The sequence below is a fragment of the Natrinema thermotolerans genome, from assembly GCF_031165565.1.
GTDB classification, from domain to species: Archaea; Halobacteriota; Halobacteria; order Halobacteriales; family Natrialbaceae; genus Natrinema; species Natrinema thermotolerans.
Genome location: NZ_CP101873.1, coordinates 3509291 through 3536156, shown reverse-complemented (window position 1 = coordinate 3536156; position 26866 = coordinate 3509291). Strand labels below are relative to the sequence as shown.

Sequence of the window (26866 nt, the reverse complement as noted above, 5' to 3'; positions counted from 1 at the left end):
TCTAGCCGAATCGAGGAAACCCTTCTTGTGGCCGGCGAGTGAAAACTAGTGGCATGGATCTTCTCGAGGCGCTCGGTAACGGCACTCGCCTGGCTATCCTCAGGCAACTCTCGCGGGAACCGATGTACGTCTCGGAACTCGCGGAGGCGACCGGGATGGACGGCACGACCGCCGTCCATCACCTCTCGACGCTGGAGGAGGCCGGACTGGTGACCCACTACAGACGCGGCAACAGGAAATACTACGAACTCGTCCAACGGGTCGAGTTACGGATCGCGCCGCCACCCGAGCGGACCTTCGTCCTGCAAGCCGACGAGGCCGACGAACACGACACCGCGGCGGACGACTGACCCGCTCCGCCCGGGCCTCCCGTCGGACGCGAGCGTCACGGACCACCGACCACGATGCGTGTATAGATTTCCAACGGACGTTCCTCCCCGGACTGTTAGCTATATGTGACCATGCACCGTGGACCGATGGTATGATCGAGGCGGCCCTCGAGGGTGTGGTCGACTCCCAGGGAACGTGGTTCGCGTACCTCGTTCTCGCCGTCGGGGCGATCGCCCTGACCTATAGCGTCGAGAAACTCATCAGCTACCTCACGCGGGCGGCGATGGGGCTTGGCGTTTCGATCTTCGCGCTGGCGATCGTCTTCACCGGCATCGAGTTCGACGACACGGTCGTCGCGCTGGTGTTCGGGGCCGGCGACCTAGAGGGGGTGGCGCTGGGCACCGCGCTCGGAACCGCGCTGGCGATCACCGGTATCACGCTGGCCGCCGCGGCGATCTACAAGCCGTTTCCCGTCGAGGTCCCACGGGACTACCTGCTGTTGTTCGCGATTGCGCCGCTCTTGCTGGTCCCGTTCGTCGCCGTCGATCGACTCGGGCTCGCCCACGGGCTCGTCCTCGTCGCGATCTTCGTCGGTCTCTTCGGGTATATCGTCGCCCGAGAACTCCAGCGCGACGTGCCGGTGTTCAGGGACTCCGAGATCGCCGAGCGACTCGAGGCCGACGGCGGCGTCCCGCTCGACGACCTCGCCATCGGAGACGTCGACAGTCGGACGGTCTTAGAGGAGATCCCAGAGGACCGGTACGTCGCCGAGCGACGCTACGCGGGGGCCTTCTGGCTCGGCCTCGCCGCCGTCTCGCTGCTCGGCGTGATCGTCGGGGCCATGCTGCTCGAGGCCGGCTCCGAGGCGATCGTCGAGTCGTGGGGGATCGAGGAGACCGTCTTCGGGGCGACGGTGTTGACGCTCGTGTTGACGGTCGAGAACCTGCTGTTGACGATCGAGCCGGTCCGGCGTGGCATCCCGGAGATCGGGATCGGCCACGTCATCGGCAGCGTCGTCTTCTCGGTGACGGCCAACGTCGGCGTCATCACGTTCGTCGCCGACGTGACGATCCCGCGTGCGGTCCTTTATTTTCATCTGCCCGCCGTCGTCGTCCTCACCGCCGTCGCCGCCGTCTTCGTCTCGAGCGGACGGCTCCGACGGCGACACGGGCTCGTCTTGCTGGGCCTCTACGCCGCCTACTGGCTCGTCTCGCTGCTGGTCTTCGGCGGCGTTCCGATCCCGGAGGCACTCTGATCGGGGCGACGCTCCGCCGGAGCGGGGCTGCCCCACACGCCGGTCCAGCGGTCGAAAATTAAGTACTCCGACGATGTAGCTCGGCCGCGATGGTCGTCCCCAGTTCGACGGTCGCGCTCGTGGCCCTCTTCCTGTTCGGGGTCGTCCTCGTGATCTGGTGCGTCGAGGTCTTCATCGAGGCCGTCGCCAGAAGCGCCGTCTCGCTGGGACTCTCGGGCTTTTTCCTCGCGGTCGTGTTGGCCGGCATCGACCTCGAGAACGCCGTCCTCGGCGTGGCCGCGGCGTTCGTCTCCCTCCCCGACCTCGCGCTCGGGACGGTGTTCGGGGAGTCGCTGTTCGTCCTCGCCGTCGCCCTCGGGCTCGCCGGACTCCTCGTGCCCTTTCGAACGGCCGTCCCCCGGGCGTACCTGCTCATGCTCGTGCTGGTGCCGCTGCCCGCGTTCGCGCTGTCGCTCGACGGCCGGCTCACTCCCCTCGAGGGCGCGGGGCTGCTCGTGTTGTTCGTCCCGTTGCTCGCCTACATCTTCCGGCGCGAACGCCGGACCGAGACGACGTTTCTGCTCTCGGCGGAGGTTCAGGAGGCCGTTCCGCTCGAGGGCGGCGCGGAACCGAGACCGGAAACGCCCGATGGCGGAGATCTGACGGCCCCCGAATCCGACGGGCAGACGGCGGCCGACGGCTGGGACCTCGACCTCGACGAGTTCGTCCCCGCCTTCGAGGACCGGAGCGGGCTCTTCAACCTGGGCGTCGCCGCTCTCGCGGTCGTGGGGATGACGATCGGCTCCGGGATCACGGTCGTCAGCGCCGAGGGGCTCTTCCTCGCGCTCGGTATCTCGGGATTGGCCTTCGGGGCGACGGTGTTGAGCTTCATCGCCTCGCTCGAGGAACTCGCGCTTACCGTCGAACCGGTCCGGCGGAACCGGCCGGAACTGGCGGTCGGCAACGTGATCGGCAGCACGGTCTTCTACGTGACCGCCAACGTCGGCATCGTCGCCGCGGTGCATCCGATCGAAACCGGTGGGGACGTGCTGACGATCCACTGGCCGTTTCTGGGCGTCTGTCTGCTCGTCGCGACCGCCATGCTCGCCCGCGGACGCGTCGGCCGCGTCGGCGGCCTCCTGCTGTGTGGACTCTACGCCGCGTACTGGGTCGCGAACTACCTCTGACGGGACCCGCCGTCGGACGGCCGGACGGCCGCGATTCTCAGTGTGAGGGGATACGGTAACGATTCACGTCTAGAGGCGGCCGGATCGAAAGGAGTAATTAGGCGATGGCAAGCCGGTGTTGGAACCGCTCGCGCCGCCCAAGTCGACCTTGAGCGGGGAACGATCGGACCGGTTTATTGCGCACTACCGAGACCCCGTATCCAGTACGCGGGCGGGAACGGATCGCTACCCGGCGTACTGGTTTACTATGACACGGAACGACGATCACGCGTTCTCGAGGCGGTGGCTCCTTCGATCATCGGCGGCACTTTCCATAGCCGGCGTCGCGTCGACGGCGCTGGCACAGGAGGCGCTCCCGAGCGAAATCGAACTCGGCGGCCGAGTCAGTAGCTGGGTCGGGCAAACGCCCGACGCCATCGCCGACGAGCGGAACCCGACCCTCCGGCTCGAGGCGGGCCAGGAGTACACCCTCACGTGGGAGAACCTGGACGGCGCGGCCCACAACTTCGTCATCGTCGACGAGAACGACGAGCGGCTCCTCGAGACGGATCTCGTGGCCAGTTCGGGCGAGACCCAGACCGTCGAGTTCACCGCCGAGGAGGGCATGGTCGGGTACTTCTGTGGCCCGCATCGCTCCTCGATGAACGGCGAGATCGAACTCGTCGGAGGCGATGGCGGCGACGGGGCGGCGACCGACGACGGGCCGCTGATCGGCGAGGGACCGACGGTCGGCCTCGAGCCCGTCGCCGACGGGTTCGCCAACCCGATCACGCTCGAGACGGCCGACGAGGACGCCGATCGCCGGTTCATCGTCGATCAGACCGGTACGATCTCCGTCCACGGCGAGGACGGCCTCGAATCGGAGCCGTTCCTCGACGTCTCGGACCGACTGGTCGAGTTGCGGGAGGGATTCGACGAGCGCGGACTGCTCGGACTGGCCTTCCATCCCGACTTCGCGGAGAACGGCCGCTTTTTCGTCCGCTACAGCGCACCGCCCCGCGAGGGTACTCCCGAGGGGTACGATCACACGTTCGTCCTCTCGGAGTTCCAGACGGCGGACGACGACCACGCGAGCGCCGATCCCGACTCCGAACGGACGATCCTCGAGATCCCGGAACCGCAGTTCAACCACAACGCGGGCCCGATCGCGTTCGGCCCGGACGGCTTCCTCTACGTCGCCATGGGTGACGGCGGCGGGGCCAACGATTCGGGCGAGGGACACGTCGAGGACTGGTACGACGAGAACGAAGGCGGAAACGGCCAGGACACCGAGGAGAACTTGCTGGGTGGTATTCTCCGGATCGATGTGGACGGCGGGACGTCGGAGACGTCCCGAGACGGAGACGGCGACGCCGCCGACGAGGGCGACGAGCGTGCCTACGGCATCCCCGACGACAACCCGCTGGTCGATATGGAGGGACACCGCGACGAGTACTACGCATGGGGGCTGCGCAACCCGTGGGGGATGACCCTCACCAGCGAGGGGGCGATCCTCGCTGCCGACGTCGGTCAGGAACTGTTCGAGGAGGTCGACCACGTCGAACGCGGCGGCAACTACGGCTGGAACGTCAGGGAAGGGACCCACTGTTTCAGCACCGAATCACCGACGGAGCCGCCCGAGGAGTGTCCCCAGGAGACGCCCGAGTCGGTCCGTGGGGGCGAGCCACTGCTCGATCCGGTCCTCGAGTACCCCCACGAGGCCGACGGCGAACCGGTCGGCGTCTCCGTGATCGGGGGCTACCTCTACGAGGGCGAGGAGGTCGACCCCCTCGCCGGCACCTACGTCTTCGGCGACTGGAGCAGGGACGGCCAGAGCCCCGGCCGGCTGTTCGTCGCCCGCCCACCGACCGCGTGGCTCGAGGAGAACGCGACGGTCGAGACGGAGGAGGAGGACGACGACCCCTTCATCGATCCGCCGGGCGAGGGCGACGACGGCGATGACGGGGGTGACGGCGGGGAAACCGAAAGCGAGGGCGGACTCTGGCCGATCGAGGAACTCGAGGTCGAGACCGCAAGCGGGGATGACGACGACGGGACCGAGGACGATGACGGCGAGCCGGTCGCTGTCGACGGGAACATGAACCGCCTCGTCTACGGCTTCGGCCGCGACGACGCCGGCGAACTCTACGTCCTGACGTCGGCGACGCCGTCCATCGAAGAGGACGACGGTGCGGTCTACCGGATCGTTCCCCAACAGCGATCCGAACACTGATCACGTCGGACGCGACGCTGGGCGTCGGGGCGATCGCTCGCGTTTCCGTCGACGCGCCAAAAAATACCGGCCGGCCGCTCAGATCTCGAGCGAGAAGACAGCCAGCGTGGTCCCGAGTTCGACGTCGGTGTGGTGGCCGCCGCCGGCGGGCATCGCGATGTACTGTTTCTCCTCGTGTGGGTCGACCCAGGAGATCGGCGCGCCGTCGACGCCGTGGTCGCCGACCTCGAACTCGGCGAGGCGATCGCCCGACTCGACGTCGTAGGCGGCCATCACGCCGTTTGGCGTGCCCGCAAAGGCCAGCCCGGTCGGCGTGGTGAACGACCCGCCGCGGGGGTGGTAGTTGGACCAGTCGTACCATTCCTGCCACTTCACGTCGCCGGTGTAGGGGTCGATCCCGGCGATGACGCCGATCGCACCGTTCCACTCCGGCGGGTAGGCGGGTCGGCCCGACGCGTCGCCGTCTTCGCCGTTAGTGGATTCGCCGTTGTCGCCCTCTCCCTCGTCGACCTCCGCCTCGAGGTGTGGGTCTTCGCCCTCGGCGACCTCTTCGGCATTGAGCGTCGGCTCGTCGGGCTCCTCGATGTCCTCGGGCGGATCTCCACCGACGATGTCCATGCCCATGTATCGCTCGCCGGCCTCGTACTCCTCCTCGTACCACGACAGTGCCATCGGCTCGTTGGCCCCCTTGACGACCATCGTCCGGGTGTTGGGATCGAAGGAACTCGGCTGGGGGTTGGTGCCGCCGGTGAGATGGGGCATCATCCACTCGGCGCTGTCGATGTCGTCGTACGGCGGCAGGGAGAAGGTGTTGACGTGCTGGACGTACTCCTCGCTGCGCTGGTGGAGCTGTCCGGTCTCCATGTTGACCGTGTAGACCCAGCCGGTCTTGCCCGGCCACGCCGCGAACCGCGTCTCTTCGCCGTCCGCTTCCTCGCGGAAGACGATCGGCGGGCTCGGCGAGTCGTAGTCCCACCAGTCGTGGGGCGAGTCCTGGTAGTGCCACTGGTACTCGCCGGATTCGATGTCGATACCGACCTTCCCACAGGTAAAGGGGTTGTAGCCCGGCCGAACGGTCCCGTACCACGGCCCCGGGTTGGCCGACGGCACGATTACCGTCCCCGACTCCGGCTCGATGGCCGCCGAGGCCCAGGCGGTCCCGCCGCCGTGTCGCCACGACTCGCCGACCCACTCCTCCGACGGTGTCATGTTGAACCGCCACTGCGGGTTCCCCTCGAGGTCGATCGCGTCGAAGAAGCCGCTGACGCCGAACTCGCCGCCGAAGCTGCCTTTCAGCAGCGTGCCGTCGTAGATCAGCGGCGGGAACGAGGAGGTCGACCCCCGCTCGCGCACCCACTGCAGCTCCTCGTGGATGAGGTCCTCGGCGACCTCGCCACGGTAGGCCGCCGCCCCGTTGTAGTACCACTCCGTCTCGCCGGTGTAGCGATCGACCGCCAGCACGCCCAGATCGAGCGTACTCTTGTAGACGGTGTCGCCGTAGACCGCCGGGCCGCGCTCGGCCGGTGGCGCGTCCTCCGAATAGCCCACGGCCGGCTCGTAGTAGTGTTCCCACAGCTTCTCGCCGGTCCGGGCGTTGAGCGCGTAGAGCTGGTCGGCCCCGACCGTCGTGTACATGATCGGCGGATCGCCGTCGACGACCAGCGGCGACCCCTGGAACTCGTGGCTCGGGTTCGGCTCGAGCGCCTGCGGCGGCGCGAGGTCGATTCGCCACTCGAGTTCGAGCTGGTCGACGTTGTCCGGCGTGATGTGTTCCGCCGGGGTGTGGCGTTGGTTCTCGTAGGCCCCGCCGAACAGCAGCCAGTTCGTCTCGTCGTCCGCGGTCCGGCTGAGGTCTTCTTGGGTGATTTCGCGCTCGGGAATGGTATCGATATCGCCCTGTGCGACGTGTGATTCGCCCGGTTTCTCGTCCCACGGTGCGTCCGACGGCAGGTCCATGTGTTCGGTATCGAAGGTCATGGGTGACTCACCTCCCGGGGTGCCCGCATCCGATCGTCAATGTGAACCACGTCGTTGCGGAGGAACTCCTGGCCGATGATCGCGATCGCGGCGCTGCCCGTGATCAGCGCCGAGAGCTGTTCGTCGGGGATCTCGCCGCTGGCGAGGTCGCGGGCGGCCGACCCCAACAGGTAGTAGCCGCCGAGCATCGACTTGACGTCCCAGAGCCCGCGGTCGATCATCTCGTCGGTTACCAGCACCTCGTTCTGCCAGAGGAAGTGATCCAGGCCGTCGATCCACAGCAGGGCACCCTCCGCGGCCCGCCGGTGCAGCGGCGCGACGAACTCGTGAACGACCCCGTCCTCGACGGCTTCGGCCGGCGGATAGTCCGGCGTCTTCATCCACCACGAAAGCTGCTCGCGCGAATTGACGATGTTCGTCACCAGCGCCGTCCGCTCGCCCTCGGCGAACCCGACCTCCGCGAGGGTCGCCGGCAGCTCCTCGATGTGGAGCAGCTGTCGGGTCGTCTCCTCGATGTGATCGGGGGTAAACGCCGGCAGGTTCTCCTCCGCGCTCGCGAAGAACCCGACCTCCGCGAGGTGGTCGTTGATCGCCCATGCCGGCGTCGTCAGCTCCTGATAGGCCGACGCCCCCTGCTCGGGTACCCCCATCGACGCCAGCTGGGGCAACAGTTCGAAACTCCCCTCGAGTCCCGTCAGTTCCTCGGCCAACAGCGCGCCGTCCAGCGTGCCGGTCAACCCGGCCCGTACCGCCTCGCCCATCTCGGCGAGCCCGCCCGCAGCGCCGCTTGCGACCTCCCCGCGGAGATCGTGGAGCGTCGCACCGGCAACGCCGCCGCCGGCGACGACGCCCAGCGCCTTCAGGAACTCGCGACGGTCCTCGTCGCTTACCTCCCCGTAACTGTATCGCTCTTCAGGTGCAGTTCCATATGCCATGGTACCAGTTAACGAACACCACACTGGCCATTAGAAGCGTTCATAGTTGCATCGTTTGCAACATATTTATTCCGGTGGCCCCGTGGGCTGCATTTACGGACCGAACACCCAGCATATGATGGGGGCCGGCAACCACTGATTAGAACATCGCTCCGAAACGCAATCACTGGTTTCAATGTCCGTTGTGGCAGTAATCCCTATCCAGAACCGGGGACGAGTGATAAATAACGCTTCGTCGACGACGGCCCGATTCGGTACGGTCCCACGTTTCCCCCGACACGATCGACGGCGAGGACCAGCCCACGTCGCCGGTCTCACGGGGCGGCGTGAGCCAGCTGTGGCAACTCGTCAGGAGACCGCGGGCCGAAGCCGCCGCTGATCGATGCAATCGGTCCCGGCCGTCGGTCGACCGTTAGCTGTCCCCGTCCGTCTCGAGTTCGAACTGCTCGTTCTCGCTGACGGCGTTGAGGACGATACTGGTACTCGACTGGTTGATGTCGGGATCGGTGATCAACTGCTTGATCTGATCGTTCATGTCGTCGGTGTCTTTGAACTTCCCGATGGCGATCACGTCGTAGTCACCCGTGACCTCGTAGACCGAGATCATCTGGCGGTGGTCTTTCAGCGTCTCCGTGATCTCGGGCAGGGCGTTCCCTTCGGCCTTGAGTTGCATCACGGCGGTCACGTCGTAGCCGACCGCGTCGTAGTCGATCTTCGGCGTATACCCCTCGATCACGCCCTCGTCCTCGAGGTCGGAGAGGTGGTTCGAAACGGTCGTCACGGAGACATCGAGTTCCTCCGCGAGGCTGCGGAGACTCGAGCGGCCGTCGTCGAGCAGTTCGTTTACTAGATCGGAATCCAGATTCTCGTACGTCATTGACTGATCTAAACGGCTTCTTATATTAGGAGTTTACGGATATCAACTTCTATCTCGGGCTTGGGTCGGACTGTTTCGGCACCGACGGTTTCGGCTCACCCCCTGTCCACCTACGGGTCGAAAACGCGACCGTTCCGACGACTCCCGCGGCGCTTCGACGGACAGGAACGCTCTAGTGGCGTCGCTCCTAACGGGTCGGTATGACAGAGCCAGCCAAACCGGTTGTCGGCCGCCTCGAGACGGTCGCAGTCAGCGGCACCGACGCGACCGAAACGGTCGTCGCGAAGGCCGACACCGGGGCGGACCGGACGACGATCGACGAAACCCTCCTCGAGCGGATCGGTAGTACCGGCGCGATCGACGACGTCACCGTCAGGTCCGGCGGCAGCGCCGAGAGTCGCGACATCGTCGCGATCAGCGTCGACGTCCGGAGCGTCGACCGGGGGCCTCGAGTCGTCTTGGCCGACGTGGACGACCGCCAGCCGTACACGGGCGAGGTCCTGCTCGGGAGCGATCTACTGGACGGGTTCTACGTCGATTGCGAACTACAAAACACCACCGTGAACGCCGATTAGCGGGGGTTTCGACGAGTCGCCACACGAGCGGGTACTCCGATCGTCCCGCCGCGGTCCGCGACGGCGTATATGACTCGCGAACGATTTCACGGGCGCGGTTACAGTGGCCGAGACGAACTGCTTTCTATGAGCCTCGTACTCCTGGGTGCGGTCCTCTCGCTTTGTCTGCTCCCGTCGCTTTGCTTTCTCGGTCTCTGGCACGGACTCGGCCGACTGCAACGCAGTTCGCTGATCGAACGCGTCACCGACCGTACAGGGAACGCCGATACGGATCCGGTGGTCACGTGGGGCGATGTTCTCGATGCGTACTCCGACCCCCGGAAACGCCTCTTTGCGGCCACCCCGGAATCGCGACCATCGGTGGCTCGTGACGACCAATGTGCCGTCTGTGCCGCGGCGAACGACCCCGTCGCATCGTACTGTCACAACTGCTTCCGGAAACTCGAGTAAGACGGGGTTCCTCCCACGTATCGAGGCGGCTGTGACTGTGGTCGTCGAAGAAGACACTACCTCGATGGACTAGGTGGTCCAGTTCTTCCGCAGCTTATGATGCAATCAATAGTTATAGTTTATACTACCAATAGCGGATGCATCCGCGATCACCGGCGGAGAAGCCGAGGAAAGAGAACTTACTGTACCTGTTTGGATATTCATACTCTGTATTGTACCGGTTCTGGTGGCTGGGTTGATATATTTAATAAGAAGATAGCAAAGGTGTCATCGTATAGTTATCGAAGGTAGATATCAGAAATATTTGTTTTCCATCTTTCGATCATAGCGTTTAGATTGTTGAACCACTTATTCATATTTGTAATGAAATCAGATGCCACTTCCTTAGCAGATTCTATGATGTCCGTCTGCTTCTGGCAGTTCTTCCAAGCAGTGTACTCGGAAAGATATCCTTCCTCTGCGATCCGTTCTACTTGGTCTGATGCTTGCTTCTTAGCACACGACTTCGACATATCTGTCTTTTTAGCCAGGTTTCTAGCTACTGTCTCCGTTGATTCTGAAATCGCTACATCCATAGACTCCGAGTAAATGATGCGGATGCACCAATGGATCTCGCTTAGGAGCCAGGAGTACACATTCCAGCCCACTTTACGGCCGACCTGAGTTATCAACTTTTGATTCACTTTCCCTGTCAATTTGAACGCTAGGCTATATCCTCCGCTGCCGAAGAGAAGCACGATTTCAACTATAAGCAATCCAATATGCTCAAATAATTCTTTGAAACTCCCTTTCTCAATACTCTTACCTTTCTCGTGGTGTTCATGGATACTACAGCATACAGTGAGTAACCCATCTAAGTTCCAAAGAAACGGAACATATCTCTTCCAACCACGTATCTTGGATGCGTCAAAACTTCCTGCTATATTCGTAACTGTATCCGGTAGGAAGTCAAGGTGAGAGACCACTTCGAGAAGATCTTCAAGTCGTTCTAGGATCCAATTTTGTTTTTCCTGGTTCTCATCTAGGTTCTCAAAGTCGATGTCATTGAGTCCTGGGATTTGAGGTAGTTCGTCCGGTAGCTTGTCTGCCAGATCGGATGCTTTTTCAAGGACGTAGCAAGGTATCTTCGCCCAGTCGCTTACTTCTTCTGCGAGTTCTTCACGATTCCATCTTCCTTTGACTAAGTCACCTACTAGGAAGTGTTGAACTGAATCAAGTATTTCCTCCCTCTTTTGGTATTCAACTTTTCCGTCTTCGAATCTACAGTTGTCGGCTCTAACGGGCCGAATAGTAGAAGTTGCGGCGGCGGTGGAGGCTGCTAAGAAACGCCGACGATTCATTTATCAGATCATTCATTCTCCGATGCTAATAATCTACTCCTGGATGCTCGAGCCCGGAGTCACGATAGGATAACGTCGCGCGCCACGGCTCGCCCTCGAATTCGAACTCGGCATGTTGACTCCCGTCGCCGTCCTTGATCCGGCTATCGCACGGGAAAAACGGATCGAGACCATGCTCGGCAAAGAGAAGTGAGCTGCAAACTCGTGGGGTGCGGTCTCGATCAGTTGCACCCGCACTCACCTCCGAAATACCGGTCGTAGGTAGACCGGTTGCTATCGAAGGTCGTTTGGGCATCTAAACCCAGAAGGGTGTGCTCCGTCTGGGATTTGAACCACGCGAAGACGTTCCTGCTCACTCACTTCGTTCGCTCGCGGGCTGCGACTTCTCTACTTCAAATCCCAGAGCGTGCGCTTCCTTCTTCACTCACTTCGTTCGTTCAGAAGAGTGCTCCGTCTGGGATTTGAACCCAGGTCATCGGCTCGAAAGGCCTGATCCAGCCCTCGAGCAAAGCTCTCGGCCTGGACCGCATGATTGGCCGGACTACACCAACGCTGGTCCGTTCCTGGCCCTCTACTCTATACTCACCGTACCCAGCTCCATAAAAACGCGCGTCGTCGGCCTATGGCCTATCGCGGCTCTATGGTCCTATAAAATAGGCCGTTCTAGTCATTGGGTTGATATATGTTAGCGGCCTACCCCTGCTATGGAGGCCGAATGCTGCGTCACCGCCAACACACTCGGGACAACCCACCGACGCCAACTCGAACGGTACTGTAGCGGTCTCCCCCAGAAATCCATGGTCCTCACCTGCTACGACCCAATCCACTCCCTCGACACACTCGAACCATCACTCGACATCCGGGACTGGGAAGATACCCTCAACCTCGGCTGGGAGTACGACGCCATCGCAGACCTGGACTACGGAAAAGAGAGTACCCTTGTCGATGGGCCGACTGGCGAAGACTGGATTACTGACCGAATTATCGCCCTCCACGACGGGGTCTACGCCCGTCGACTCGAAGACCCCGACCAACTCGAGATGATCACCGCCCGGCTCAAGGAGGGGATGCACGGGTCGTCGACGAACGGGCTCGTCGCACAAGTCTTCCAAGAGAAGGACCTCGAACGGGCCTGCGTCCCGCGGCCGAATAGCGACGGCATGGCCTGCATCACACAACTCCAGTTCCACCCGGTCAAAGACAGACTCCACCTCCACCAGACCCTCCGGTCCCAGTACGTCGACCTCAAAGGCTACGGGAACCTCGTCGCCGCTGCGACACTCCTCGCACGGGTCTGTGACGAAACGGGGTACGTACCCGGCTCCATCATCGAACACGTCAACAACGCCACAGCGCTCTCAGAACCGCTCGCAACCAAAATATACCGTACAATGAACGACTATGCCGCCAGCCACGCTTGAACAACTCCAAACCGACCTCGACTTAGACGACCAGACCACGGAACTCGCCGACGTCTTCTACGGCGCGTGCGACGTCTCCGGAATCGGTAACGGCCGGTCGACAGAGGCCATGGTCGCCGGGTGCGTCTACCTCGCCGTCCGTGAACTCGAGCAGCCCGTGAGCCTCTCGGATATCACGGACGCGACCACGTTAGAGATGAATACGATCCTCGCCGCGTACCAAGAGATCATCGGCAAACTCTCGATCCAACTCCAACCGGAGGACCCGATCAAATACGTCCCCGAATTCGTCCAACGACTAGACGAGGAATTCGACGCCCACCTCGGGACCCCCGTCGTCGAACGGGCGAAGGAGATCATCGACATCAGCAAAGGGTTCACGTCATCGACAGCGATCGGGGTCGCCGCCGGTACCGTCTACGTCGCAGCCGACCTCGAGAACAAACGCCTCACACAGGCGGAAGTCGGCGAAGTCGCAAACGTCTCGCCGGATACCGTCCGAGAGAACGCGTTAGCACACAGAGCCCAGCTATGACAGACGGTATTGATAAATTAACTAATTTAGGTAATAGCGCTGATACTAGCGTGGCGCTACATCGACTTGAGGAATTCCTCTGGTTCATGTGTGAACGGCAGCGGATCTACGAACGCCGGTTTATCGACGACCAAGATCCACCGTGGACAGATTCCGACGTCCTACAGGAATACCACTTCTGCAACGTCTACCGGCGACTGGACTATACGACACAGCACCTGCTCGACGAGGTCCTCACTCGAGAGAACGACCGGGACGTCTTCTTCAATACCGTGATCTATCGCTTCTTCAACCGGCCAAAGACGTTCCAATCGATCGGCGGGTTCACCCCAGTCGATCGGTTCGACCCGGACGGGATGTGCCACGCGCTTCGGCTCTACGAAGAGGACCACCCGCTCTTCTCGTCAGCCTACCGGGTCACGACACACTCCTGGGCGGACTCCGACTCCAAGGCCGTCAACATCGTCAAAGGGATCATCCGTGATGACCTGCTCGCGAACTTCGACTACTACTGCGAATCCGTACTCGAGGCCGAGTCGATGGAAGACGCGTTCGAGGTCTTGTGTGAACTGAACGGTGTCGGGGAATTCCTCGCGTATGAGATGGTCATTGACCTGAACTACGAACTACTCCCGTTCTCGGAGAACGACTTCGTCAATATCGGTCCTGGGTCATCGTCCGGGCTGATGATTATCTTCAATGAGGTCCACGAAGACTGGTTGCACTGGATGGTCGATCGACAGGAGGACCTATTCGCGGAGTTTGATCTGACCTTCCCATACTGGGAGAAGCGGCTCACGTTACGGTCGTTCGAACACGCGCTGTGCGAGTATCAGAAATTCGTCGGCATCAAGGAACAGGACGAAGTCCGACGGAAGTTCTCCCCACGAGACCACGCGCAGGATACGCTCGAAGATTTCGCTTAGAAGTTGACCTCAGTGTCGATCTTCGGGTGATTGTTCTTCTCCCGCCAACACGGGATGCAGTCGCCGTTTTGCTGGTAGTCTGGTGGATAGACCTTGTTACATGACGTACACCGTCCTCCGACCTTCTGTTCTACATCAGCACCCACTTCATCTGATAACCGTTTATCGATCTCCATCATTCGCTCAACGATATCCTCCATCTGCAGCATCTTCTTCGTAAACTCGTTCATATCGGTTACAGTCAGATAGCTACAATAAGTGTTGCGTCGATAGCAGTCACTACGGGACTTGTTTCAAAAGGCGAGGTGAGGGACGCCGCAGTCAGGGACGTCTCACCGCGCTCAACCGGTTATAGCTACGTTCGCCTACTACTTAATACCAATGGTACAGAACTCCATTTAGGTACAAAGTGTAGCGAAATCATTAAGTTACCGGGGGCCTATATACTATACGTAAGCGCCGAGGGACGCCGCAGTCAGGAACGCTCATCGCTCTCAACCACTGTTCCTCGGTGCTTTCAACGGGAAATAGCACCAATGACGGAAGTAAACATCAGCGGTGGCAAACGCGTTTGTGTCAGTTGTGGGGACCCACCAGTCCCGGTAGGTGACACTAAGCTACAGTGCTTCAACTGTGGCAAGAAGATGCGTGATATTGACGTTCCTGACGAAACTCACATCTACGTGGGTGGGGCCGGATACGCTGTCTGGACTCGGAACGGGAATAAGAAACACATTCTCCGGAAGGAGTCGTCGGAGTTGACGATCTGTGGACGGGTTCGTGGCGAGCCGGTACATGAGTACACGGAACTGGGCGACAGCGAAATCTGTGGTAACTGTAGAAAGGAACTGAACAAGTAACAATGAACGGATACGAGTGGTATCGGATCGCGAGTCAGTCAATGGTTCCCCACATAGAGCGCAGTGGGGATAATTCGGCGAGAGAACCTTCCGTGTTAGATCTCACGATCGAAGTCGGAGAAAATCCGATTGGGTATAGGAACCTGACACGGTCGCCTTACGCGAAGGGATCATCCCTGATCGATGGTCTAAATGGCACGAGCCAGATATCCATCGACAGTTCGGTTACACCGGACTGCAAGCCCCAGAGCCAAGTCTAAGACTCGACTCGTTGCAACGACAAGCCCTTTCACTCCGAATGGAGTCCCCCTCCATTCTAGAGGGTGGGCGGTCCCCAGCTCTACCATGCCATCCACCACAGGTATTCGCGTCCGGTCGCCCCTTTCGTTCCGGCCCGAAGCATCCTAACCGAAGCGTCCGCCTGAGAAACCCATAAATCGGCTAATCCACCCAGACAAGCTGGGCGGATATATGGACTCAAACAGGTCCCCCATAAGAACCGGTCTTGCCGCACAAGAACCATCACTTATCCGGTAGGAATTTGACGTTTCGGGGCGTATACCTACGTATGAGCCGGGTTCTTGGCGACTACGATATCGATCCGTCTTCTGACCCAATCGTCAGAAACCGGTCTGGGCACAGCGCCAATCCTGGTCTATCTGACCCAGACCAATCGGATCAAGACCCGTTGTCTAAGCCAGTAGACGACTTTGATAGACGATTCCTCCACAGACAAGATTGCTCTCCTCCGGAGAAGACGACCACGAAGGTCGACTATCCGTCTTGGGTCCACCACTCCCTCAAGACCAAGTACTCGGCCGAGACTATCCACTACACGCTCAATTTCCACGACGGGCAAGACCCGCTCCAGATCAGACAGCTCACGAACGTTTCTATCCCGGCCCTTATCGAGTGTCTGACCTACATGAAACTGATCCACGGCGATGATCTGTCTGGTGGGTAGGTCTGGTCTCTCGAAGGTATACGCGGCCGTATCGGTCAGACAGACCCTTGATTTAAGGTAGCAACCCTACGCCGTCTTAGCGTAATGTCCGATAAGATAGAAGTCTACTCCAACTGTGAACGTTGGGGAGACGAGTTTGAGTGTGAAATCTCAGGTGTAATCGACGACCGAGACGACCCTGCTATGAGCTATGCAGTTTGCAGAGGCTCAGACGATCACGAGTGGGTCAGTTCTCGAGGAGATGGACAAGGGTACTGTCGGAAGTTACCTGTTCGTTAGCCTCGAATACCGCAGACCAACTGGTCTCCGATTCCGATATCCTCGTTATTCCGGTACTCGCAGGTCGCGTGCCTGTTAAGACCGACTTCGATTGTATCCGGGGACACCTCAGACCACTCGGTCGCAAACGGGGCGAGGTTGAGGTATTCAACCTCGAGTTCTCGTCCTGGAGCCTCGTCCTCTGTAGTTGGATCATCGATTGTACACCGGAACGTCTCCTCGTCTTCTCGCTCACAGACGATGTTCTCGGTCGGACCGAGCCGTTCGATATGGTCCTGCGTATGATGTTGGTATTCAGCCATACTACGGGCGATACCCTACTATCGGTCGACTTAGTGATACGGGCGAAGTCGACTGTCATCCGGTGTACTGCTCCGTCTGGCGAGCAAGAACGGTCTCGCGACTCTATTCTTAATAAATTAACACTAAGTGGTAGTCGGCCCTACCCCTACTTGGTGGCTACCTAGTCACCAATACAAACGTCGGAGGCGGAATTCCCGTTAGAGGATTTCCGCCAGTACGCTCCATGTGGCCTTCGCCACGGACCACAGTGCCTTGGCAAGCTTGAGTAGTCCGTATGTGCGAAGGACGGTTTGGAGCCACGAGCGGTCTCCGTCGTCGTCGGAATTCACCGGTTTTCACCTCTGGGCCTTTCCTCTTGTACGTGCCCTTCACCGCGGACCACAGTGTCTTGGTGAATACACTGCGTAGTCTGGTCTCTCGAGGGGTATACGCGACCGTATCGTTTCTTGATATAGAGATTTTGCCCCGGCCTCATGACACCATATTTAAAACTCTACAAGAATAACAGACGGCCATGAGCGTCAAGAACGGTTCTACCGTCAATACTGCCGTTTCGATAGTTCTTCTAACTGCTATACTCGGTTACGTGGTCGGTAGTCTATTTACCGTTCATCTTCTGTCTGGTCTGACTGAAGCGGTATGGACAACGACGGTCGTGTTCGCTGTGACAGGGTTGTACCTCTGGGATACCTATGGCTCGTGATTTGACCCTCAGAAACTTCTTGAAGGATTTAGGAATGCGAATTGCCGCTGCAGCCGTTGTTCTGGGTATCTTCTTTGGTCTCGGATACCTCAATGGAACGGATTTCCTCAGCCTTTCTGGTAGCCAATTCTTTGCGATCGCGTTCTTGTTGGTGGGGATCGCCTCTCTTGGTTGGATCGGAATTCAGCGCCACAGAGACTAAACGGCACACGCAGGAACGCATCATTCGACCTCTTTAACGAAATAGGGAGGTTATATTAGCCATTATTTTTCGATGGTACAAAAAGAGGTCAATATACACTGTATAGGTCTATTTATATTCGAGATTTACACTAGTCTATCAAAGCAATTCGAACTGCTTTAATAGGTGTAAACAGACATATGTTTGACTGTGAACAGCGTACCGCCTCCAGAAGGACACCGGACCTTGGTGGATAACTTTCCAAACGGTGTATTAGTCCTCTTTGACGCTGACCTCTACTATCGGATTGTCGGCCCAGAAACCCTCCCGTTCTCAGGACGAACGGCAGCGGATATGGCCGGGAAACAACTCTACGACCTCTTCCCGGAGGAGACTGCAACTGAACTCGAACCGAAACTCGAGGCCACGATCGATGGGGAGCCCCGTTCGTTTGATATTGAATTTAAGGGGATGACTCACCACGTTGAGACGAAACCGGTCCATATCGATAGTGAGCCGTATGGTGTTCTGGTGACCCAAGACGTAACCAATGTCCGTCAGACTGCGGAGGTACTCGAGCAGCAGAACGAACGTTTGGACCAGTTCGCGAGTATGGTCTCTCATGATCTCCGAAACCCACTTTCGATTGCCTATGGGGAGCTCGAGCTGTACCGGGAGACAACGGAGGACACCCATTTGGACGAGGTCAAAAACGCCTTAGGACGGATTGAGGATCTGATTGTCGATCTTACGGCGCTTGCTCAGGCGAATACACTCTCGGAGGAGTACGAGCCCGTCTCGCTGACTGCCGTCGCTGAGGACGCATGGGAACTGATCAATACTCGATCAGCCAGTCTCGAGACGGAGGAGGACGTTATCGTCGGTGACCGGAGCCAGCTCCAGGCACTTTTCGAGAACTTGTTCCGAAACGCAGTGGGCCACGGCGGTGAGGACGTTACTGTTCGGGTCGGCCCCGTAGACGAGGGTTTCTACGTTGAGGATACGGGCGATGGAATCCCACCGGAGAAGCGGGATCACGTATTCGAACACGGGTTCACGACAGGGTACGGCGGCAGTGGCGTCGGGTTGACGATCGTCAAGCGCATTGCTGCTGATCACGATCTGGAGGTTTCCATATCCGAGAGCTCCGAAGGTGGTGCGCGATTCGAGTTCCAAACTGCTCAGTAATTGGCCGGTCGCAGGGTATTCGGGGACGTATCGTCTTATGCTTTGGATCCGGTTGCAGAGCCTCATGCCTTATTGGTAAGCATCATTGCGAGCCCGATAAGGGAGACCAATGCCAGAAATGACCCGAGCTCGGCAAACGGGGATGGAACAAGTAGTGGAAAGACTCCGGGGACGCCGAACCAGAGCCCGAGTCCCACGACGACAACTCCGAAGGTATACTTGACATTCCAGTATTTTGCTCTCGTGTAGATCCCAAGAAGGATGAGAGCAGTTAGTCCAACATAGATCAGCCCGGCCTCTTGCGGTCCATAGACGACTCTGATTACCCCCACAAGTACCAAGAGAGCAATAGGTGGAAGTCCGAATTCCTCGATCGCTCTTCTGATACCATCGAAGAGTGAGGGAGCAGCCATCAGTACGAGAACCAATTGGTTCTCTGACCAGATAAATCTGTATAGCAGAAAGTCAGGTATACTTGAAGAATAGTCTACCAAGTTCTCTCAGCGCTTCGCTGTGATGATCTACTAATCTTGTCGGATAACCACATTTATTGTCTCTTATTGGAATTATCGAGATATGGGTCGCAAAACTAAGAAAAGCCAGAAAACGTGCCCTGAATGTGGTCGCAGCGTCTTGCGACAGAAACGAAAATGCAAGTGCGGGTACGAGTTCTAAGTATGTCTGACGATAAGATACCCGAGGAAGCGCGTCAATGGAAGTGTTCTGAGTGTGGGTCCAGGAATCTTGTCCAGTCTGGTGGGGAAAAGCGGTGTAGTAACTGCGGCCACGAACCGTAGAGATGCTCTCCCAGCTCGGGATTCTGTTCGTCCAATGGTTCCTGTTGCTCCTCTTCACGATTGAGGTCGGTAGCAAACTCTATCTGAACTGGGATCACCAATTCGGAATCGTCGAAGACCCCAGTCTCTATGACGAGATTTCGCAAGATCAACGAGGGACAGCACTCGCAGTAGCCAGCCTGGTCTTCGCGGGATTAGCGATTATTCTCTCTGATAGTCCCGGACAGTACGTCCTGCAGATAGAGATATTCGTAGCTGCATTCGGGATGTTGCTGATCGCCGCGTTTGCTCACGAACTGACGCTTACGTATCGTATCGTCTTGACCCTCCAAGAGATGACGTTAGAGTACGGACTAATGCTGATGGTCTGGGGTATCTTCCTGTTGATCTATGAACTATCGCCAGAGACGGGACCAGTCTTAGCGCTCGTTTCGCTTGCTGTCTTCTTGTTCCGATTCGCGAGTCTGAAGGGCGAACTCGAAGCCCATGCTAACGAGTAACTAATCTTGCCTGATTTCGATATCTTCTCGAGTGAAGCTGTTATAAAGAATCGACACTGCTCCAGAGAAAACCACCAGACTGCGTCGGGGTTTCTCGCTAATGACAAGTATTCTAGTATCCATTTAAAAGTGTTTAGGACGTGACGTTGTTGCGCCATGCAGAGAGATGGCGTGAACGGCGTTGTTGAACAGATCGCTAAGAATATGGAAATCTCCGCAGGGGACGCTCTGGCAGTCTACCATGAACTGAGCGCCGAAAGTGCAGACGAGATAGACATCTCCCCGGCACCATCCCGTTTAGAACGGGTTCTGCTTAAGATCACTCGACAGAAGTTTGATCAAGACGGCGCATACAGCGATCCCCGGCACCTCGCTGTACTCGAGGGAGAAAGCCGTCAGGAACTCCTCCCGATCGTTGATATGAAATCGGATCCGGAGGCCAAGGACGCTGCTGACCCGATCTACGGCGAGATGACCGGCGACCTGTACAATGCAGGGCAGTGGCTTGAGCCGGTCGTCGGGATCGGACTCCCCTACCAGCGGGACATCCGCTATGCGTACATCTACGATGGGGCAGTAGACGAGATCACCGTCGACGATGTCTACGTCCATGAGATCCACTCGGTCGACGTCAACCTCGAGCTGATCTGCGCTCACCCGGACGCGAAGATCCTCCAGCTCTGGTAGCGTAGTCCCTCCCCGACTTTTTGTTAGGGTAGTATCGAGGGACTGTACGAATACGCGATTAGGCTTAAGTAGCGGGTCATACGTTCGGTACGGTAGTAGTCATGTCGGATCAGCCAGCCCTCGAGTACGAGACAGCAGTGCGTAACGCGAAGAAATACCTGGATAACCCCAAGACCGAGTTGTTCGTCTTCGGTGCTGCACAGACCACTGGGACGGCGAAGACGATGATCGCTCGTGACCTGAATGGCGAAATCGACGAGGACGTCTACCTGACGGTGACAGCTGCGATCGTCGCCCGGCTCGCCGATGCTACTGATACCTCCCTCGAGGAGATTGGGGAGAACATCCTAACCCGTGCTAACAGGATGGAGCTGAGACAGGATGTTCCTTGACGCGATTGGCGACTGTGACGAGTGCGGGAGTGACGCATTCTTCGAGTATATGGACACGACGTATTGCGTTCGCCACTCGAGTGCGATCAACAGCGTTGACCCGGACAAAGTCGACCGGATCGCAGACAACCTGGAAGATATCGACGGTGTAGCAACGGTAGAACCGTGGTCAATGGCGTTCATTGTTGTTGTCCCTGCTGGTGACGAGATCCCGTGGACGGTCCACGACGTGGCTGATGAACACGGCTACCGGGTATCTAATGGGGAACCCGAGCAGGGCTCCATAGTAGAACCGAAGGACACTACGTTCCCGTACCGGGACATGGAGGAGTATCTGAGCCGCTGACAGGCTCATGAGAACGCTCCCTGACCGGACTTACGTAAGCGCCCGCGCTACCTACGAGTCACGGTTCAACGGTAATGGTAGGAGTCTCATCGAACTCAATAGTGATAGTGTATCCTGCGTACGAAAATGTGACCGATCCGCTTCGTCCCTTAGCGAAGATCGCCTCGAGCGCATCCGGATCTACTGCATCAAATAGTGGCGGTAATTCGACCGGGTCACTGTTCTCGAGTACTGCAACGCTATTGATGATCTCCTCATTAAGCGTACTAGCGTCGACCCTTTGAGATTGAATCATAGGCTATGGGCCACGTTCCCTCAGTAATACTTTTCGAAAAGTGTATGGCCGTCAGTAATTGTTCTTGGGAGAGCCTTGCTCCACACTGGGAAGAGGGAGGGAAGATACTGCCGATGGGAATAGACGAACGGGCAGATATACGCCCTCAATATCGACCGACAATAGACGTTCATTGACTATCATCGCAGAAATATTGAATACGTTCCAATTGATACAGTGTGGTATGAGTCCAAGCCTCACGCTTGAACAGGTTGATGAGATCCCCAGTGACTCTCGAGTATGCCACTACGACGAACTGGGCGAAGACGCAAAGGAAGAACTCCCGACTCTCACCGGATCCGATTCGGCGTCTGTCGATCGGTCAACTGCAGAGGGGTTCCAGGAGTGTGATCTCGTGAAGTACACCGACTACTACGAGATCTCTGTCGCCTAATCGAGGAACTGGGATTCCCATTCACGTCGTTCCTCGATCACTTCCTCACCCCCGTCCGCAATTGCATAGTAGTTCGTCCGCCGGTTGAGTTGCCCCTTCTCGACGAGGTCCTTGTTGACCAAGGTATCGAGATTGGGATAAAGCCGCCCATGATTGATCTCGCTGTCGTAGTACTGCCCAACCTCGTCTTTGATGTCTTGTCCTGACGGTCTGTCGGCGCCAGCGATCACGTACAGCAGGTCGCGTTGGAATCCGGTGAGATCGTCCATCTCACCAGAAAATCCCAGAACACTGGTATTTGTTATCACTCCCGTATTCGACTGTGAGTCCACGTAACCGATGAGTACAGGTCAGCAATCTCTTCTCCGCCACCATTACGAATTGCAATTGAGACCGTCCGCCAGAGATCAGTGTTTCCTGTTGGAACCTCGGCGACAGTCCCCTCTTCTGGTGAGAGGACGATCCCTGTATGGTTCTTCGAGACGACTACCTTCCCTCCACAGGAGGGACAGGTTGCTCTGTACATCGTACCACCATACCCCCAGTAGTAGCCGCAGTGGGAGCATGTGACAATTGGATCCCCTGCTTCGGCGTTTTTCGGAAGCATGGTCCACCCTGACTGCCCGACTATCTTAAATAATTCGAACAATACGTCGGAGAATGTAATTGTTGCATCTTCTCCGTGCAACGAACTATTGCAATTCTCCTCATTTCGGTTGGTAATGTAGATTCCAATTGGACCCGGTTCTGGTGACCATATACGCCTCCGTATCGCCTTCTAGAGGCCGAATTCATCAGTAGCGGTCCAATTGGAGGCATAACTATTATATCTAAATTGATACGTTCGCCTAAACGGTGACGCGAGTGTCGGAAACAGTCCTACTTGATGATATCGAGATCGAGGATACGGACCCTCGATTCGAAACAATTGGAGCGATCCAGAACAACGCGGAGAACAAGATCGACCACGACCGGGTCTCGATCAAATACACTGACGAGACCCAGTCCGAGGTCGACTCAATTGCAATCCAGCCCTTCGTCGATAAGAACACGCCTCATGGAGGGATGGGCACCCAAATCGACCCCGGCCGGATTGGTGAACTGATCGACCGTCTCGAGATGATCCAATTGGAGGTGTGATTCGATGGACATCGATATCGACTGTGACGGATGTGACGAGAATACGGAGGCTGAGCTAGAGGCAAAGCAGGAGCGCGGTGAGGAGTTGACTGAGGAGGAACAGGCAATTGTAGACGGCGAGGAAGAGGTCCCGACGTTCAATGGTCCGCTGTCTCCTGCCAATGTCGAGTACTGTGACTTCTGCCACACCGTCGGTCAATCTCTCGCCATAGCCTTCGGTGCAATTGGAGGGGGTGCTACATTCCTTTCCACGAACATTCAGACGGGTATCGGAGCTGGACTCGCCATTTGGTTACTCCTTGCCCTTGTCGTAGGATACGTCGGGAATTTCCCGATCCTCGGTCCAGTATTCGGTCCAATTGTAGAACGGATCGCCGCCTCCCAAGGCGTGTATCTGACGGAGAAGGCAAAGCGGAAATACAGGAGAGAGACGGCCACAGACGGTGGAACTGCAGTAGACACTTCTTCTGACGAAATTGAGGACGTTGATCTCGATGACGAGGATGTCGCTCTGGAGTATGACGAGACGGAGGTCAACACCGATGCCCAATTGCAACAGCTCGAGAAGGAGAAAGAGCGATGGAAGAAACTCGCTGAGAAACGGGGAGACGAGAAGGCCGACCTCAAGTCGAAGGTCGAAACGACCCAACAGAACCTCGAACAGTTAGAGGGAAAGAAGGAAGACCTCGAGGACGATCTCAAGAAGGCAAAGAAGCGAAACGAGAAGTTAGAGGGCCGTCTCAACCGGGAAGTCCACAATGGTGTTCTCGGTGGTAGTGACGAGTATATGGCGTTCCACCCACTTCACTCTGAGAATCTCAAATACGCCGATGATACGGGTGGGGCGTTCGTTGGGCCTGTCTTCGTCAAGAAGACGGTCGAGGTCTATATCGAACGGTTCAACCAGACGGTTGAGCTAGCGTACATCGTTACTGATGAAGATGACCTGACGAAGGGTGCACCGGACTATATCGGCTCTGAGGACCTCCCAGAACACAATGACCACCTCTTCCCGAAGCCAGAGACCTTGGATTCGCCGATCACCCACAAGCACCCTGGTAAGGCGGGATACGACCCTGATAACCCGAACCACAGGGTGCTCTACTGGAACAATCTCGGGACAGTCAATGAGACGCGGAAGGCGCTGCTCGGTGACGATAGCGTCGACTACTACCGGTCTCCGGTCGGCATTGCATGGGATAATGAGGGGAACTACTGCCCGCCCCCATACGATCCACGTGGGTTCGAGAACATTCAGGAGCTCCGGAGCAGGAAAGATAAAATCGAACGGTTGCTCCGGCAGACACGGTCCCAGCTTAACAATGAGAAGGACCGGAATGGAGCTCTCCAGCAGAACATAACTGTCCTCGAAAACGAACTCGACAGCGTTCGGACTGAACTGGAACACGCTCGGGAACGGGAAATGGAGGCTATCGAGGCATCCAAAACCCAGGAGCATGCAAACCGGGTCATATCCGACGCAAAACAGCAGAGTGACCGTGAACTCGAGCGCCGTGAAGAGGAGAAACAGCAGCTCAAGAAGGACCGGGATTACCACCGGAAGGAGAAGTACGACGAAACGGACAACATCCAGACAGAACGTGCCGAGGCCGAGGAACGTGTTGCGGCGAAACAGACGCAGGTCGAAGCAGTCGGCTATCTTCTCCGTGTTGGGTACCAACCACCTGAGGCGGATATCGACTACGACCGGCTGAGCGACGATTCCTACGAGTATGATCACGGCGACGTGATCCAGATGGCGTTGGGCGATGATGAGATGCCCAAGAAGATCGAGCAACAGCTCCAGAAAACTCTCCAACCTGAAATGATGGAGGGGATGAACTGATGAAGCGCGTACTCGCGGCCCTCCTTGCCCTGTCGCTTCTCACGCCCGCTGCAGTAGCGGCTGACACGGCGGAGGACTGTACGGGGGAGGTAGGTAACGCGACAGTTGACGACCTCTGTGACCGCGTTGAGAGCCTTGAGGAAACGAACGATGAACTCTCCGACGAGAACGTCGAACTCGAACGGGAGGTCGCGGAACTCGAGACCGAACTGAACGACTCCCGGGGTTTCCCACCGGCGATGAAAGAGGAGATGAAGGCGATGGGGGCGTGGAACCCCTACGAGGACGAACCGGCGACGATCATCGTCCGGGAGACCGGGTTCTTCCCGATGGTCTACCAGTACGTCGGTCCCGGGAATGGCGATGCCAATGGGATCGGTGGTGAGAATACTGGTGGCAACTTCAACGGGATGAACGCCTGGAAGCGGGTTGCCGAAGCGGAACAAGCCAAAAACCAGATCGAGAACAATGGGACGTTCTCCTTCTCGATCGAGTACGGGCTCGCGGGGATGAACACCACATATACGGCGAATACGATGGGCGAATACGAAGCGACCCTCGATAATCTCGAACGGGACCTCAACACGCCGCAAGGGTTCGCTGCGTGGGCCGACTGGGAGAACGACAACCGGCAGTCAGCGGAGACCTGGAGTACAGTTGGTCTCGTTGGTGGAGCCGCTGCCATTGTCGGGGTCGGCATCGCGAGCGCCCATATCGAGTCACGAGTCGGGATCGTCAGCCGCCGCCAACAGAAGAAGAAGCGGGAGAAGGTTACAAAGCAAGCAGCGGGGGCACAGAAACCCTCCCTGATTGAACGGCTCAAGAGGCGGTTTGGGCGATGATTCTGAAGTACCTCTACGCGGAGGACTGCCCGGTCTGTAATGGCCTCAAGAATGAAGGGATCGTCTTCGACATCCAGCGGTTGCTTGAGCCGTTGCCCGACGTCCACTGGGTCTCCGGTCCGGTTGGACAGTTCCATAGCCGGTTCACGCTCACTGATGATGGCGACCTCGGCGATACGTCGATCACTGAAGGACAGATGATGCACGATGTCGCTCGAGACAGCCCAGATGACTACCAGAACCTTGCGACACCGATGCTCCAAGTGACGACAGCCCGCTCTCCAGAGGCCCGTGAGGAATTCTTCCTGAGCAGCGTCCTCGGGGACAACAGCCATGAGATCGGACAGAAGCTCGAGCAGAAGCAGTGGCTCTGTAAACGGCTCATCGCGCGGAAGATCCTCCAGTGCTATCTCCAGTACGAGTTGAGTCTCGACCCGATCCCAGCGGAACAGATCCGTGAGGTCGGTACCCGCGAAGAACCGCCTTTGGAACCGGAACTGAACCACGGCATCTTCCAGATCAATGAGTGGACACATGCATTCATCAGGGCAGACCAGCTACGTTACTGAACGGACCGAGCCCAGTACGGACGAGCAGGCCTACGATGTCCTTGACGGGAAGGCCAAATACGTGGATATCTACTACCTGATGAAAGGTGGGGAGACCTACACGGCCCGCGAACTGTGTAACGAGATCTCGATCTCGTACCAGAAAACCTCGACGTATCTTAACGAGATGGAGGATCGGGGTGTCGTCACCTACGAGAAGGACGGCAATACCAAGATTTGGTTCCTCGACAGGCCATACTCGAAGTATGACCCTGAGCGGATTATCGAGGAGCGCACTGTCGTCGAAGAGATTATCGAGGAACGCACGGTCGTCGAGGAGGTCTCGCCGTACAAGGAATTCGAGGACTTCCTCTGGGCGTACCGGATGTTGGTTCTCCCGAGCGTGTTCGTCCTCCTGTTCGGGGTCTCGCTCTTTGTCTACAAGTACGTCTTCTACGATCTCTACCCGACCGCAATTGGGAGCTGGCCCGAGGTCATTACAACGGCCGGTCTGGTGTGTCTACTGACGATTCTCGTCACTGCAGGTAACGAGGTGAGATAGC

32 protein-coding genes and 1 tRNA gene are annotated in these 26866 nt (G+C 58.1%); 21 read left to right on the top strand and 12 right to left on the bottom strand.

The window, feature by feature from the left end:
• Nucleotides 1-53: 53 nt before the first annotated feature.
• The 4 genes from NP511_RS18140 to NP511_RS18125 all read left to right on the top strand — a co-directional run bounded on the left by NP511_RS18140 (nt 54) and on the right by NP511_RS18125 (nt 4963).
• On the top strand, nt 54-350 hold the full coding sequence (locus NP511_RS18140) for an ArsR/SmtB family transcription factor (protein WP_006179363.1): 297 nt from the start codon (nt 54-56) through the stop codon (nt 348-350).
• A 131-nt stretch (nt 351-481) separates the two neighbouring features.
• Nucleotides 482-1585, top strand: a complete 1104-nt coding sequence (locus NP511_RS18135; RefSeq protein ID WP_049966576.1) for a sodium:calcium antiporter — start codon at nt 482-484, stop codon at nt 1583-1585.
• An 89-nt stretch (nt 1586-1674) separates the two neighbouring features.
• Nucleotides 1675-2751 carry a sodium:calcium antiporter gene (locus NP511_RS18130; protein WP_049966575.1) on the top strand — a complete coding sequence of 359 codons (1077 nt, stop codon included), beginning with the start codon at nt 1675-1677 and terminating at the stop codon, nt 2749-2751.
• A gap of 247 nt (nt 2752-2998) precedes the next feature.
• Nucleotides 2999-4963 (top strand): PQQ-dependent sugar dehydrogenase, encoded by a 1965-nt coding sequence (locus tag NP511_RS18125; RefSeq protein ID WP_049966574.1) that lies wholly within the window; start codon nt 2999-3001, stop codon nt 4961-4963.
• A 78-nt stretch (nt 4964-5041) separates the two neighbouring features.
• On the opposite strand, the gene NP511_RS18120 is transcribed toward NP511_RS18125, so the two are convergent.
• The 3 genes from NP511_RS18120 to lrp all read right to left on the bottom strand — a co-directional run bounded on the left by NP511_RS18120 (nt 5042) and on the right by lrp (nt 8752).
• Nucleotides 5042-6940 carry a pyrroloquinoline quinone-dependent dehydrogenase gene (locus NP511_RS18120; protein ID WP_049966573.1) on the bottom strand — a complete coding sequence of 633 codons (1899 nt, stop codon included), beginning with the start codon at nt 6938-6940 and terminating at the stop codon, nt 5042-5044.
• Nucleotides 6937-7875: a hypothetical protein gene (locus NP511_RS18115; RefSeq protein ID WP_049966572.1), complete on the bottom strand. Its 939-nt coding sequence runs from the start codon at nt 7873-7875 to the stop codon at nt 6937-6939. The genes NP511_RS18120 and NP511_RS18115 overlap by 4 nt, the downstream gene beginning before the upstream one ends.
• Before the next feature lie 412 nt (nt 7876-8287).
• The gene (gene lrp, locus NP511_RS18110) at nt 8288-8752 is read right to left on the bottom strand and encodes an HTH-type transcriptional regulator Lrp (protein WP_006179369.1); all 465 of its coding nucleotides are present in this window, start codon (nt 8750-8752) and stop codon (nt 8288-8290) included.
• Between the two features lie 200 nt (nt 8753-8952).
• Here lrp and NP511_RS18105 point away from each other — a divergent pair, with 200 nt between their 5' ends.
• Together NP511_RS18105 and NP511_RS18100 are read left to right on the top strand one after the other, a co-directional pair.
• Nucleotides 8953-9327 carry an aspartyl protease family protein gene (locus tag NP511_RS18105; RefSeq protein ID WP_006650572.1) on the top strand — a complete coding sequence of 125 codons (375 nt, stop codon included), beginning with the start codon at nt 8953-8955 and terminating at the stop codon, nt 9325-9327.
• Between the two features lie 126 nt (nt 9328-9453).
• Entirely contained in the window at nt 9454-9777 is a 324-nt protein-coding gene (locus NP511_RS18100) for a hypothetical protein (RefSeq protein WP_049966571.1), read from the top strand.
• A gap of 278 nt (nt 9778-10055) precedes the next feature.
• Here NP511_RS18100 and NP511_RS18095 read toward each other — a convergent pair whose 3' ends face one another.
• The 3 genes from NP511_RS18095 to NP511_RS18090 form a co-directional block, all read right to left on the bottom strand.
• Nucleotides 10056-11117, bottom strand: coding sequence for a hypothetical protein (locus tag NP511_RS18095; protein ID WP_136396913.1), 1062 nt, complete (start codon nt 11115-11117; stop codon nt 10056-10058).
• A gap of 25 nt (nt 11118-11142) precedes the next feature.
• Nucleotides 11143-11412, bottom strand: coding sequence for a DUF7845 domain-containing protein (locus tag NP511_RS23055; RefSeq protein ID WP_478212184.1), 270 nt, complete (start codon nt 11410-11412; stop codon nt 11143-11145).
• 151 nt (nt 11413-11563) lie between these two features.
• Nucleotides 11564-11670, bottom strand: a tRNA-Glu gene (locus tag NP511_RS18090).
• A 151-nt stretch (nt 11671-11821) separates the two neighbouring features.
• On the opposite strand from NP511_RS18090, the gene NP511_RS18085 reads away from it, so the two are divergent.
• The 3 genes from NP511_RS18085 (at nt 11822) to NP511_RS18075 (ending at nt 13999) form a co-directional block, all read left to right on the top strand.
• Nucleotides 11822-12538, top strand: coding sequence for a thymidylate synthase family protein (locus NP511_RS18085; RefSeq protein WP_211249118.1), 717 nt, complete (start codon nt 11822-11824; stop codon nt 12536-12538).
• Nucleotides 12519-13073 (top strand): transcription initiation factor IIB family protein, encoded by a 555-nt coding sequence (locus NP511_RS18080; RefSeq protein ID WP_049966569.1) that lies wholly within the window; start codon nt 12519-12521, stop codon nt 13071-13073. The genes NP511_RS18085 and NP511_RS18080 overlap by 20 nt, the downstream gene beginning before the upstream one ends.
• Nucleotides 13074-13159: 86 nt before the next feature.
• Nucleotides 13160-13999: a nucleotide kinase domain-containing protein gene (locus tag NP511_RS18075; protein ID WP_049966568.1), complete on the top strand. Its 840-nt coding sequence runs from the start codon at nt 13160-13162 to the stop codon at nt 13997-13999.
• On the opposite strand, the gene NP511_RS18070 is transcribed toward NP511_RS18075, so the two are convergent.
• Nucleotides 13996-14229 (bottom strand): hypothetical protein, encoded by a 234-nt coding sequence (locus tag NP511_RS18070; RefSeq protein WP_049966567.1) that lies wholly within the window; start codon nt 14227-14229, stop codon nt 13996-13998. The genes NP511_RS18075 and NP511_RS18070 overlap by 4 nt on opposite strands.
• A 1198-nt stretch (nt 14230-15427) precedes the next feature.
• On the opposite strand from NP511_RS18070, the gene NP511_RS18065 reads away from it, so the two are divergent.
• The gene (locus NP511_RS18065; RefSeq protein WP_049966566.1) at nt 15428-15823 is read left to right on the top strand and encodes a hypothetical protein; all 396 of its coding nucleotides are present in this window, start codon (nt 15428-15430) and stop codon (nt 15821-15823) included.
• A gap of 275 nt (nt 15824-16098) precedes the next feature.
• On the opposite strand, the gene NP511_RS18060 is transcribed toward NP511_RS18065, so the two are convergent.
• Nucleotides 16099-16404, bottom strand: coding sequence for a hypothetical protein (locus tag NP511_RS18060; RefSeq protein WP_049966565.1), 306 nt, complete (start codon nt 16402-16404; stop codon nt 16099-16101).
• Nucleotides 16405-17538: 1134 nt separating this feature from the next.
• Between NP511_RS18060 and NP511_RS18055 the strand changes: the two genes are divergently transcribed.
• Nucleotides 17539-18477: a sensor histidine kinase gene (locus NP511_RS18055; protein WP_136396911.1), complete on the top strand. Its 939-nt coding sequence runs from the start codon at nt 17539-17541 to the stop codon at nt 18475-18477.
• Nucleotides 18478-18539: 62 nt separating this feature from the next.
• Here the strand turns inward: NP511_RS18055 and NP511_RS18050 are convergent, their stop codons facing one another.
• Entirely contained in the window at nt 18540-18890 is a 351-nt protein-coding gene (locus tag NP511_RS18050; RefSeq protein WP_049966562.1) for a DUF8216 family protein, read from the bottom strand.
• A 386-nt stretch (nt 18891-19276) separates the two neighbouring features.
• Here NP511_RS18050 and NP511_RS18045 point away from each other — a divergent pair, with 386 nt between their 5' ends.
• From NP511_RS18045 to NP511_RS18030, 4 genes are all read left to right on the top strand, one after another.
• Complete coding sequence (locus tag NP511_RS18045; protein WP_049966561.1) at nt 19277-19774, top strand: hypothetical protein; 498 nt, start codon at nt 19277-19279, stop codon at nt 19772-19774.
• Between the two features lie 156 nt (nt 19775-19930).
• Entirely contained in the window at nt 19931-20461 is a 531-nt protein-coding gene (locus NP511_RS18040) for a hypothetical protein (RefSeq protein WP_049966560.1), read from the top strand.
• Between the two features lie 101 nt (nt 20462-20562).
• The gene (locus NP511_RS18035; protein WP_049966559.1) at nt 20563-20853 is read left to right on the top strand and encodes a hypothetical protein; all 291 of its coding nucleotides are present in this window, start codon (nt 20563-20565) and stop codon (nt 20851-20853) included.
• Nucleotides 20843-21199 (top strand): hypothetical protein, encoded by a 357-nt coding sequence (locus tag NP511_RS18030; protein ID WP_049966558.1) that lies wholly within the window; start codon nt 20843-20845, stop codon nt 21197-21199. Before NP511_RS18035 ends, NP511_RS18030 begins: the two co-directional genes overlap by 11 nt.
• Nucleotides 21200-21257: 58 nt before the next feature.
• Here the strand turns inward: NP511_RS18030 and NP511_RS18025 are convergent, their stop codons facing one another.
• Entirely contained in the window at nt 21258-21494 is a 237-nt protein-coding gene (locus tag NP511_RS18025; RefSeq protein WP_049966557.1) for a HalOD1 output domain-containing protein, read from the bottom strand.
• Nucleotides 21495-21717: 223 nt separating this feature from the next.
• Between NP511_RS18025 and NP511_RS18020 the strand changes: the two genes are divergently transcribed.
• Nucleotides 21718-21927, top strand: a complete 210-nt coding sequence (locus tag NP511_RS18020) for a DUF7979 domain-containing protein (RefSeq protein ID WP_049966556.1) — start codon at nt 21718-21720, stop codon at nt 21925-21927.
• Here NP511_RS18020 and NP511_RS18015 read toward each other — a convergent pair.
• The gene (locus NP511_RS18015; protein WP_049966555.1) at nt 21924-22196 is read right to left on the bottom strand and encodes a PadR family transcriptional regulator; all 273 of its coding nucleotides are present in this window, start codon (nt 22194-22196) and stop codon (nt 21924-21926) included. The genes NP511_RS18020 and NP511_RS18015 overlap by 4 nt on opposite strands.
• Before the next feature lie 35 nt (nt 22197-22231).
• On the bottom strand, nt 22232-22534 hold the full coding sequence (locus tag NP511_RS18010) for a hypothetical protein (RefSeq protein WP_136396910.1): 303 nt from the start codon (nt 22532-22534) through the stop codon (nt 22232-22234).
• A gap of 257 nt (nt 22535-22791) precedes the next feature.
• On the opposite strand from NP511_RS18010, the gene NP511_RS18005 reads away from it, so the two are divergent.
• Genes NP511_RS18005 through NP511_RS17985 form a run of 5 tightly spaced genes read left to right on the top strand, consistent with a single transcriptional unit; the run spans nt 22792 to nt 26865 of the window.
• Nucleotides 22792-23067 carry a hypothetical protein gene (locus tag NP511_RS18005; protein WP_049966554.1) on the top strand — a complete coding sequence of 92 codons (276 nt, stop codon included), beginning with the start codon at nt 22792-22794 and terminating at the stop codon, nt 23065-23067.
• Nucleotides 23068-23071: 4 nt separating this feature from the next.
• Nucleotides 23072-24913 (top strand): hypothetical protein, encoded by a 1842-nt coding sequence (locus NP511_RS18000; protein WP_049966553.1) that lies wholly within the window; start codon nt 23072-23074, stop codon nt 24911-24913.
• Entirely contained in the window at nt 24913-25755 is an 843-nt protein-coding gene (locus NP511_RS17995; RefSeq protein WP_049966552.1) for a bZIP transcription factor, read from the top strand. The genes NP511_RS18000 and NP511_RS17995 overlap by 1 nt, the downstream gene beginning before the upstream one ends.
• Nucleotides 25752-26324 carry a hypothetical protein gene (locus NP511_RS17990; RefSeq protein ID WP_049966551.1) on the top strand — a complete coding sequence of 191 codons (573 nt, stop codon included), beginning with the start codon at nt 25752-25754 and terminating at the stop codon, nt 26322-26324. Before NP511_RS17995 ends, NP511_RS17990 begins: the two co-directional genes overlap by 4 nt.
• Nucleotides 26278-26865, top strand: coding sequence for a helix-turn-helix domain-containing protein (locus NP511_RS17985; protein ID WP_308986946.1), 588 nt, complete (start codon nt 26278-26280; stop codon nt 26863-26865). The genes NP511_RS17990 and NP511_RS17985 overlap by 47 nt, the downstream gene beginning before the upstream one ends.
• Nucleotide 26866: the final 1 nt, after the last annotated feature.

What these genes read in the sequence shown, in the direction of transcription:
- NP511_RS18140 (WP_006179363.1), top strand. Translation starts at nt 54, where the DNA reads ATGGATCTTCTCGAGGCGCTCGGTAACGGCACTCGCCTGGCTATCCTC.
- NP511_RS18135 (WP_049966576.1), top strand. Translation starts at nt 482, where the DNA reads ATGATCGAGGCGGCCCTCGAGGGTGTGGTCGACTCCCAGGGAACGTGG.
- NP511_RS18130 (WP_049966575.1), top strand. Translation starts at nt 1,675, where the DNA reads ATGGTCGTCCCCAGTTCGACGGTCGCGCTCGTGGCCCTCTTCCTGTTC.
- NP511_RS18125 (WP_049966574.1), top strand. Translation starts at nt 2,999, where the DNA reads ATGACACGGAACGACGATCACGCGTTCTCGAGGCGGTGGCTCCTTCGA.
- NP511_RS18120 (WP_049966573.1), bottom strand. Translation starts at nt 6,940, where the DNA reads ATGACCTTCGATACCGAACACATGGACCTGCCGTCGGACGCACCGTGG.
- NP511_RS18115 (WP_049966572.1), bottom strand. Translation starts at nt 7,875, where the DNA reads ATGGCATATGGAACTGCACCTGAAGAGCGATACAGTTACGGGGAGGTA.
- lrp (WP_006179369.1), bottom strand. Translation starts at nt 8,752, where the DNA reads ATGACGTACGAGAATCTGGATTCCGATCTAGTAAACGAACTGCTCGAC.
- NP511_RS18105 (WP_006650572.1), top strand. Translation starts at nt 8,953, where the DNA reads ATGACAGAGCCAGCCAAACCGGTTGTCGGCCGCCTCGAGACGGTCGCA.
- NP511_RS18100 (WP_049966571.1), top strand. Translation starts at nt 9,454, where the DNA reads ATGAGCCTCGTACTCCTGGGTGCGGTCCTCTCGCTTTGTCTGCTCCCG.
- NP511_RS18095 (WP_136396913.1), bottom strand. Translation starts at nt 11,117, where the DNA reads ATGAATCGTCGGCGTTTCTTAGCAGCCTCCACCGCCGCCGCAACTTCT.
- NP511_RS23055 (WP_478212184.1), bottom strand. Translation starts at nt 11,412, where the DNA reads ATGCCCAAACGACCTTCGATAGCAACCGGTCTACCTACGACCGGTATT.
- NP511_RS18085 (WP_211249118.1), top strand. Translation starts at nt 11,822, where the DNA reads ATGGAGGCCGAATGCTGCGTCACCGCCAACACACTCGGGACAACCCAC.
- NP511_RS18080 (WP_049966569.1), top strand. Translation starts at nt 12,519, where the DNA reads ATGCCGCCAGCCACGCTTGAACAACTCCAAACCGACCTCGACTTAGAC.
- NP511_RS18075 (WP_049966568.1), top strand. Translation starts at nt 13,160, where the DNA reads ATGTGTGAACGGCAGCGGATCTACGAACGCCGGTTTATCGACGACCAA.
- NP511_RS18070 (WP_049966567.1), bottom strand. Translation starts at nt 14,229, where the DNA reads ATGAACGAGTTTACGAAGAAGATGCTGCAGATGGAGGATATCGTTGAG.
- NP511_RS18065 (WP_049966566.1), top strand. Translation starts at nt 15,428, where the DNA reads ATGAGCCGGGTTCTTGGCGACTACGATATCGATCCGTCTTCTGACCCA.
- NP511_RS18060 (WP_049966565.1), bottom strand. Translation starts at nt 16,404, where the DNA reads ATGGCTGAATACCAACATCATACGCAGGACCATATCGAACGGCTCGGT.
- NP511_RS18050 (WP_049966562.1), bottom strand. Translation starts at nt 18,890, where the DNA reads ATGGCTGCTCCCTCACTCTTCGATGGTATCAGAAGAGCGATCGAGGAA.
- NP511_RS18045 (WP_049966561.1), top strand. Translation starts at nt 19,277, where the DNA reads ATGCTCTCCCAGCTCGGGATTCTGTTCGTCCAATGGTTCCTGTTGCTC.
- NP511_RS18040 (WP_049966560.1), top strand. Translation starts at nt 19,931, where the DNA reads ATGCAGAGAGATGGCGTGAACGGCGTTGTTGAACAGATCGCTAAGAAT.
- NP511_RS18035 (WP_049966559.1), top strand. Translation starts at nt 20,563, where the DNA reads ATGTCGGATCAGCCAGCCCTCGAGTACGAGACAGCAGTGCGTAACGCG.
- NP511_RS18030 (WP_049966558.1), top strand. Translation starts at nt 20,843, where the DNA reads ATGTTCCTTGACGCGATTGGCGACTGTGACGAGTGCGGGAGTGACGCA.
- NP511_RS18025 (WP_049966557.1), bottom strand. Translation starts at nt 21,494, where the DNA reads ATGATTCAATCTCAAAGGGTCGACGCTAGTACGCTTAATGAGGAGATC.
- NP511_RS18020 (WP_049966556.1), top strand. Translation starts at nt 21,718, where the DNA reads ATGAGTCCAAGCCTCACGCTTGAACAGGTTGATGAGATCCCCAGTGAC.
- NP511_RS18015 (WP_049966555.1), bottom strand. Translation starts at nt 22,196, where the DNA reads ATGGACGATCTCACCGGATTCCAACGCGACCTGCTGTACGTGATCGCT.
- NP511_RS18010 (WP_136396910.1), bottom strand. Translation starts at nt 22,534, where the DNA reads ATGCTTCCGAAAAACGCCGAAGCAGGGGATCCAATTGTCACATGCTCC.
- NP511_RS18000 (WP_049966553.1), top strand. Translation starts at nt 23,072, where the DNA reads ATGGACATCGATATCGACTGTGACGGATGTGACGAGAATACGGAGGCT.
- NP511_RS17995 (WP_049966552.1), top strand. Translation starts at nt 24,913, where the DNA reads ATGAAGCGCGTACTCGCGGCCCTCCTTGCCCTGTCGCTTCTCACGCCC.
- NP511_RS17990 (WP_049966551.1), top strand. Translation starts at nt 25,752, where the DNA reads ATGATTCTGAAGTACCTCTACGCGGAGGACTGCCCGGTCTGTAATGGC.
- NP511_RS17985 (WP_308986946.1), top strand. Translation starts at nt 26,278, where the DNA reads ATGAGTGGACACATGCATTCATCAGGGCAGACCAGCTACGTTACTGAA.